The organism is Vibrio sp. V30_P3S12P165, from assembly GCF_009904905.1.
Lineage (GTDB): Bacteria > Pseudomonadota > Gammaproteobacteria > Enterobacterales > Vibrionaceae > Vibrio > Vibrio fujianensis.
The window spans coordinates 1-8,015 of sequence record NZ_WXWH01000052.1; the positions used below are offsets into that span (position 1 = coordinate 1).

4 protein-coding genes and 1 rRNA gene are annotated in these 8,015 nt (G+C 42.8%); 4 read left to right on the forward strand and 1 reads right to left on the reverse strand.

Annotated features, from left to right (window positions below):
* A partial coding sequence (locus tag CAG57_RS10440; RefSeq protein WP_161433876.1) for an IS4 family transposase occupies positions 1–668 on the reverse strand: 668 nt, incomplete at its 3' end.
* A gap of 143 nt (positions 669–811) precedes the next feature.
* Here CAG57_RS10440 and CAG57_RS10445 point away from each other — a divergent pair.
* The 4 genes from CAG57_RS10445 (at position 812) to CAG57_RS10460 (ending at position 7,967) form a co-directional block, all read left to right on the forward strand.
* Complete coding sequence (locus CAG57_RS10445) at positions 812–1,558, forward strand: hypothetical protein (RefSeq protein WP_161439526.1); 747 nt, start codon at positions 812–814, stop codon at positions 1,556–1,558.
* Positions 1,559–1,775: 217 nt separating this feature from the next.
* Positions 1,776–4,238, forward strand: a complete 2,463-nt coding sequence (locus CAG57_RS10450) for an EAL domain-containing protein (RefSeq protein WP_161430993.1) — start codon at positions 1,776–1,778, stop codon at positions 4,236–4,238.
* Between the two features lie 74 nt (positions 4,239–4,312).
* Positions 4,313–5,575, forward strand: coding sequence for a DUF3391 domain-containing protein (locus CAG57_RS10455; RefSeq protein WP_161428375.1), 1,263 nt, complete (start codon positions 4,313–4,315; stop codon positions 5,573–5,575).
* Between the two features lie 835 nt (positions 5,576–6,410).
* Positions 6,411–7,967: ribosomal RNA gene (locus CAG57_RS10460) — 16S ribosomal RNA — on the forward strand.
* Positions 7,968–8,015: the final 48 nt, after the last annotated feature.

An 8,015-nucleotide genomic window follows, 5' to 3' on the forward strand; every position in this document is an offset into this window, starting at 1 on the left:
GGTGAGCGCCTAGCCAGTTGGCTTTCTCCTAAAAAATGGGGTTTCTCTGTTGCTTGAGGATAAAACGTTTTATTCCATTGCCACGCGCCTTCGCCACACTTAATCGAGACTTCGCCACGTACGCGCCCAAGCCAGAACCAACCTTTGCTGGCGACTTGCCTGAACCATGTATTTCTAAAGCCAGCGTCAGAGACAATGATAGGGGTGCAGCCTTGGGGGAGAAGGGATTGAAGCTTATCGAGAAAGTGCTGATGGCTTGTGGGCGAGTTGTAGTTTTTGTACTCAAATGCCTGTTCATAAAGCGTGACAGCGCGACCTTTAACGGATACCGAAGCGCGCAATGTCATATAGCGCAGTTGCTCACGAACATCTGACCAATCAACCAAGACAACAGGAAAAGGATTGGCGCGAGTAATAAAGGACGCATGCCATTTATATATGGACTCTTTTTCACGGTGTAGATTGCGATTACCAAGTAATCGGTCGATACGTTTGATGGCATGCTTCACCGTGGTATCGGTGTCGAGAGCGCGTCCAATTTTGGTGAGTGTGAGATCAGAGCCATCCAGTACCGTTCTGGTTGCAAGTATGAGAGATCTAAGTCGTTTTTTGTGAATGTCAGGGCATTGGTTTTCGAGTGTTTGCTGTAGAATTTGAACATCGCGCATCGTAGGGGTTCCCTATTAAATCCATTTAATCCGGTGTGTTTTTGGCGAAATTCATTAGATCAGAATGAGCGATGCGCGTCTACTCATTGTTTTATATGGAAATTATGGGGGGATTCGTAAGGTTTTGTTTATATCGAAGAAAGTTGCAGGAATATTTTGAGCCTTTCAATGTTATTTTGGATGAACAATCTAAGAAGTGGTTAACGAAAACGCCAGAGAAAATATTATATTCTTATCCTCCATTTCTTGAAGGATTAGTTAGTGGTGCCCCTAGATTACATCAATATCTTTCTGAAGAATCTATACTTAGGTTTAAAAATATAACCAATTTATTAGAACGTTTTAACGTCCCTTTTTCAATACAGCAAGGATTATTTCCCAGTAGGGAATATGAACAAACCGTTTTTGAATGGAGTTCGGAAAGATTAAATTCAGAACAAGTCATATGCCGAGGTGGATGCTATAGATTCCTATCCCAGAATAATTCTAATTTAATACCCGCTTGTGGTTTTGCTCTTATGTTAGAACCTATTTTAAAATTATTAAAAACGGTTAACGTTAAATCTTGGTCTTTTGAATCAGTTAATATATTGGTTATACCTAAAAATAAAATATCAACTTACTCGGCTCTAAGTTGCTGCCGTCATTTGAGGATGGTTTTCCCAGATTTTAAAGTAATATATGAAGGCTCGTGTTTTTCAACGGCTAGAGCAAAGAAAGATGCTATTAAATATGGTTGTAGATTTACCATTATTGTCGATACAGAAAGTGAAGAGGTGTTAACTCTGTATGACGGAACTCAAAATGTACAATCCACCTTGACGTTATCGAAGTTAGTTAATCATTTAGTACGTTATAGCCAATCATCTTTTGAACAAATAATGATGTAATTATCAGCTATTTGATCATTAATATCATAATAGTGACAGCAGCGCTGTAGATCAAATGAGTGCTGCTGTTTTGTCTTGGACACAATACGTGACCAAACTCTCTCTTTTGTTTTCCTCCTTTGAAAAAGGATCTCTGCTTGCTCTTCTCTTTGATAATCTAGGTTTAGGTAAAATTTTTCATTGATTGATAGAGTGCTCTATCGCCGAAGGTGATTAAATGCAAGATAGTTATCAGCCCCTAGGTACTCGAGAGTTAGAATTGCCAGCGTCAAGCGTATTTGTGCCTGTTCGGTGGACTCTAGATATTAAGAGTCAACGATTTACTTGCGTCACTGAGTCATTTTCGGATAAGCATACTGCTTCATTTTGCGCTCAAACTTTAGATGGTTGGCTTACATTAATGAATGTGACGAGTCAGCAAAAGGTTGAAAAGTTGCTTCAGGAGTCGCTTCGCAGTGGCGATAAGCGTTCGATTAATATTTTGCTAGTAAATTCCAGACGTTTTTGTTACGCGCTCTTTTCTGTGGAACAATTCTCTAATTATGTTTTACAAGGTGAAATCCGACCTATTGTTCAATTAGCTAAAACCGCTCAACAGGCGATCTGGTTAGAGCATTTGTTAAGTTTTGCACCATGGGGAATACTTATTTCTGATCAGAATAATAAAATTTTGGGTTGTAATCATACTTTTGAGCAGCTTACAGGCTTTCATTCTACTGATTTACAGGGGCTTCATAGTGAGTTTTTGTTTACAGATGAAGCGTTACCTTTAAATGATTATGTCGATAACACGCCACAAAAAGTAACCATTATTTGCGCAAGTGGTCAGCAGCATCATTATCAGTGCTGTGTTTCATTGATGCCGGTTGAGGGGCAGGCGATCTACCTTAGTTTTTATTCACCCCAGTTAGAGGAATATGAGCAAAGAATAAATAGTTCTATTGCTAATAAACAATGGTTTCTTGAACAGTTTGAACGGCTATATCAGCAGCGGCTGGTTGAGCAACTTTATATCGTGATGACGTTAAGTATCGAGCAATCGCTGTCTGCAAAGCAGCAGATTGTATTACATGATGTGATGATGCGTTTGAAGGAGAGCCGTTTATTTGGGCAAATAAAAGAAGGCTTATACTTGGCTTGTGTGACTTGCCCTTTACCATCTTCTGGAGAGTCATATCGGTATATTCACGCCAGTATTCGAGCTTTTTTTCATGAGTTGCGTCAGATGGATCGTCACCTGCATAAACTTTGTACGTCAGGAAAAGTGGGCGTCTCTATCCTAGGTTTAGACGCACGCAGTACAAAAATAGCGGTTACTCATTCTGTTCAAGCGATTTTAGAACAAGAATCCGAATCTGGTTTGCAGAAAATCCGTTTTTTTGATTCACAGCTTCATCGACAGATTCAAAGACGGCGATTGTTAGAAGAGTTTGTGCATGACGCGATTAAAAACCAGTCTTTATCTGTGTTTTATCAGCCAATTATTGAAACACAAACCTGGCAAGTGATTGGTTACGAAGCCTGCTGTCGTTTTTCTCTCCCCACTTCATTACAAGCCGATAATCGTGAGTTGATAGCTATCGCAGAAGATCTCGGATTAGTGTCTGAGCTCGATCTACACATTTTACATTCAGCGCTGGAACAACTTTCTAAATTACAAGCATTACATGATTACCCGGTTCGCTTAGCGGTTAATGTGTCAGCGGATACTAAACAAGGCTTCTCTGAGTTACTTGGTTATTTAATTACATTGATTCAACAGAAGTCGTTCGGGGCAGAGCATCTTATTATTGATCTGATTCAAGCCAATGCTCATGTCACTGGGATTGTTCAATCAGCTGAATTGAAAGTGCTACGGGCCAAGGGTGTGCAAGTCACGATTGATGACATGGGGCTCGATTACTCTTTATTAGAGCATTTACCTTTATCTGAGTTTGATTATCTAAAAATTAGTCGACGTTGCTTGGATGCGATAAAAAGCAAGATCAACCGTTATAAAGTGATCAAAATGCTAGTTGAGCTTTGTCATTCTTTAGGCGTAAAAGTGATAGCTGATGGTGTTGAGTCATTAGAAGAAGCCTCTTTATTGACTGATACAGGCGTTGATTTTATGCAAGGCTTGCTCTTTTCAGCGCCATCCTCGGCTGCTCATTTAAAAATCGTTAATCGTCAAATTGCTCAAAAAATAAAACCATTGTTGCAGAACCACCATGAAAGCAAGCAACCGGCTCATTTAGTAGGGCTTCATCATGCTTATGCACCGCGTCTTGATCCTGGTGATCCGCTTTCATTGGCTTTTCAATATTTTCAAGTATCTGATATAGACGTTTTGCCGGTGATTAACCAGCATGAATGTGTAGGAATTATCGATCGTCAAACGTTGAACCTGTATTTAACCCCAACAATGGGGACAGAATTAGAAACGATGAGAGAAGCTGAACGATGGCACCGACCCGTCAATCAGATCATGATGCTTTCTTTTACTAAGTTAGATGCATACACTGATGTTCGGCTAGTGACCGAGCTAATTTGTGAGCAGAAATTAACTTTTCCTTGGGTGTTGGTTGATGGTAACAAGTTTAAGGGGATTTTGACCCAACAAATTATCATTAGCTACCTTGCACAGCGACAAACAGCGTTAATATCGCAAACTGAGTTTGGTGCTTCATCAGAGCAATGAATGGTAATGGAAGGAGATTTCGAAAAGGAGTTCTTCTAAAATAATAGCATGACGAGTGAAATATTGAGCTAACTGTGGCAAACATTAAGATAACCGTAGATAGGTTGCAACCAGGATTGCATATTCGATTACCGCTGAAATGGAATGAGCATCCCTTTTTGTTTAATAGTTTTAAGATCAAATCGACGGATCAAATTCAATTGATCAAACATCTTGGCATCCAACATGTTTTTCTCAACCCAGCACAAAGTGATACTGCGCCGCTACCTGTTCGCCAAATAGAAAACCAAGACATAGAAGAAACGGCTGACTCTCAGCAATTAGAAGACGAAGTTAATCAGCTTTGGCAAGAAAAACAACATCGGATAGAAAAACTTAACCGCTATCGGCGGCGGGTGATGCATTGTGAAAAAGAATTCGAACGATCGTTAGCTCGTATGAGGGCGGTAATGAATAAAATTCGTAGTCGCCCTGCGGATGCGGTTGAAGAAGCTTTACAGCTTATCGATGACGTTGTTGAAAAATTACTCAGTAATGAAAGTGTTACCTTACATCTGATTAATAGCAAAAGTGAGTTTGAGGATGTTTATTTTCATTCTTTAAATGTATCCGTTCTGGCGATGATGATTGCGAAAGCAAGAGGATTCACGGAACAGCAAATTAAAGAGGTTGCTTTCGCCTCCTTATTTCACGACATTGGTAAAATGCGAGTGCCGAGTGCAATTGTACGTAAAGTAACGCCATTGACTGAGCCGGAAAATAATTATCTAAAATTGCACACTCGCTATGGCATTGATCTTGTCAGTGATATCGATGGGTTTCCTGAGAGTGCTAAAATAGTGATTGAGCAGCACCACGAACTTAATGATGGCTCTGGGTATCCTCTTGGATTGAAAGAGCAAGAGATTGATGAGATTACTCAAGTTGTCTCTGTTGCCAATGCTTTTGATAATTTATGTCATCCCGCGATAGCGGAAGAACAAAAAATACCTTATATAGCACTCTCTCATTTGTATAAGAATTGCAAGCATCTTTATAACCATCAGAACTTGAGTATTTTAGTGAAATTTATGGGGGTTTTCCCTCCTGGCACGGTCGTGCAACTTTCTAACAATACTGTTGGATTAGTTATTTCTGTTAATGCTGAACACTTACTTTCTCCTAATGTACTGATCTACGATCCAGCTGTGCCCAGAACACAAGCACCAATCATTGACTTAGCAGATAAAGAGATAAAAATCGTCAGCGCTATTTTACCGACTAAATTGCCGGATAAAGTTCGAGACTATCTTAATCCTAGAGCAAGAATTAGCTATTTCTTTGATAGCGATGATTAGTTATCCACAGTGTTTTGTGAGTAATCTGTTAGCTGAATACTGAAAACCTATGGGTAAAATAAAAGATGCTGATAATTTGGTCTAACGAGTTTTTTTTTGAGAAAAAATGCAAATTCGACTTGCCAAAAAAGTTCAACTCCCTATAATGCCGCCTCACTGACACGGCAGACGCCGCAAGGCTTCAGGCAGTGTTAGTCGAGGGAAAACTTCTAAAAAAGAAAATTTGAAAAAGTGTTTGACTCTTCAAATTAACTCGTTAGAATTCACCTCCGCTTTGAAGCTCAATGAGCCTTCCAAGCAACGCTCTTTAACAATTTAAACCAATCAATCTGTGTGGGCACTCGTTGATGATAATCAAAAAGATTTATCAATGAACTGAGTGACCAATCGAGAGGCTTCTTTGTAAAAAGAAAAATCTTGGCACAGTCAATTCATTATCGTTCTGTTGGAACGATAATAGCTTTGAATTACTTATGGTAGTTTGAAGTCAGTATTCATTGAGCCGGTCGTAAGACCAACAAAACTTTAATTGAAGAGTTTGATCATGGCTCAGATTGAACGCTGGCGGCAGGCCTAACACATGCAAGTCGAGCGGTAACAGAGAGAAGCTTGCTTCTCTGCTGACGAGCGGCGGACGGGTGAGTAATGCCTGGGAAATTGCCCTGATGTGGGGGATAACCATTGGAAACGATGGCTAATACCGCATGATGCCCTTGCTTATAATGAGCGGGGGCCAAAGAGGGGGACCTTCGGGCCTCTCGCGTNATAGCTTTGAATTACTTATGGTAGTTTGAAGTCAGTATTCATTGAGCCGGTCGTAAGACCAACAAAACTTTAATTGAAGAGTTTGATCATGGCTCAGATTGAACGCTGGCGGCAGGCCTAACACATGCAAGTCGAGCGGTAACAGAGAGAAGCTTGCTTCTCTGCTGACGAGCGGCGGACGGGTGAGTAATGCCTGGGAAATTGCCCTGATGTGGGGGATAACCATTGGAAACGATGGCTAATACCGCATGATGCCCTTGCTTATAATGAGCGGGGGCCAAAGAGGGGGACCTTCGGGCCTCTCGCGTCAGGATATGCCCAGGTGGGATTAGCTAGTTGGTGAGGTAAGGGCTCACCAAGGCGACGATCCCTAGCTGGTCTGAGAGGATGATCAGCCACACTGGAACTGAGACACGGTCCAGACTCCTACGGGAGGCAGCAGTGGGGAATATTGCACAATGGGCGCAAGCCTGATGCAGCCATGCCGCGTGTATGAAGAAGGCCTTCGGGTTGTAAAGTACTTTCAGTCGTGAGGAAGGGGGTATCGTTAATAGCGGTATGCTTTGACGTTAGCGACAGAAGAAGCACCGGCTAACTCCGTGCCAGCAGCCGCGGTAATACGGAGGGTGCGAGCGTTAATCGGAATTACTGGGCGTAAAGCGCATGCAGGTGGTTTGTTAAGTCAGATGTGAAAGCCCGGGGCTCAACCTCGGAGTTGCATTTGAAACTGGCAGGCTAGAGTACTGTAGAGGGGGGTAGAATTTCAGGTGTAGCGGTGAAATGCGTAGAGATCTGAAGGAATACCAGTGGCGAAGGCGGCCCCCTGGACAGATACTGACACTCAGATGCGAAAGCGTGGGGAGCAAACAGGATTAGATACCCTGGTAGTCCACGCCGTAAACGATGTCTACTTGGAGGTTGCGGCCTTGAGCTGTGGCTTTCGGAGCTAACGCGTTAAGTAGACCGCCTGGGGAGTACGGTCGCAAGATTAAAACTCAAATGAATTGACGGGGGCCCGCACAAGCGGTGGAGCATGTGGTTTAATTCGATGCAACGCGAAGAACCTTACCTACTCTTGACATCCAGAGAAGCCAGCGGAGACGCAGGTGTGCCTTCGGGAGCTCTGAGACAGGTGCTGCATGGCTGTCGTCAGCTCGTGTTGTGAAATGTTGGGTTAAGTCCCGCAACGAGCGCAACCCTTATCCTTGTTTGCCAGCACTTCGGGTGGGAACTCCAGGGAGACTGCCGGTGATAAACCGGAGGAAGGTGGGGACGACGTCAAGTCATCATGGCCCTTACGAGTAGGGCTACACACGTGCTACAATGGCGCATACAGAGGGCGGCGAGACAGCGATGTTAAGCGAATCCCAAAAAGTGCGTCGTAGTCCGGATTGGAGTCTGCAACTCGACTCCATGAAGTCGGAATCGCTAGTAATCGTGAATCAGAATGTCACGGTGAATACGTTCCCGGGCCTTGTACACACCGCCCGTCACACCATGGGAGTGGGCTGCAAAAGAAGCAGGTAGTTTAACCTTCGGGGGGACGCTTGCCACTTTGTGGTTCATGACTGGGGTGAAGTCGTAACAAGGTAGCGCTAGGGGAACCTGGCGCTGGATCACCTCCTTACGTAAAGATTGTGCATTGATGAGTGTTCACACAGATTGATTTGGTTTA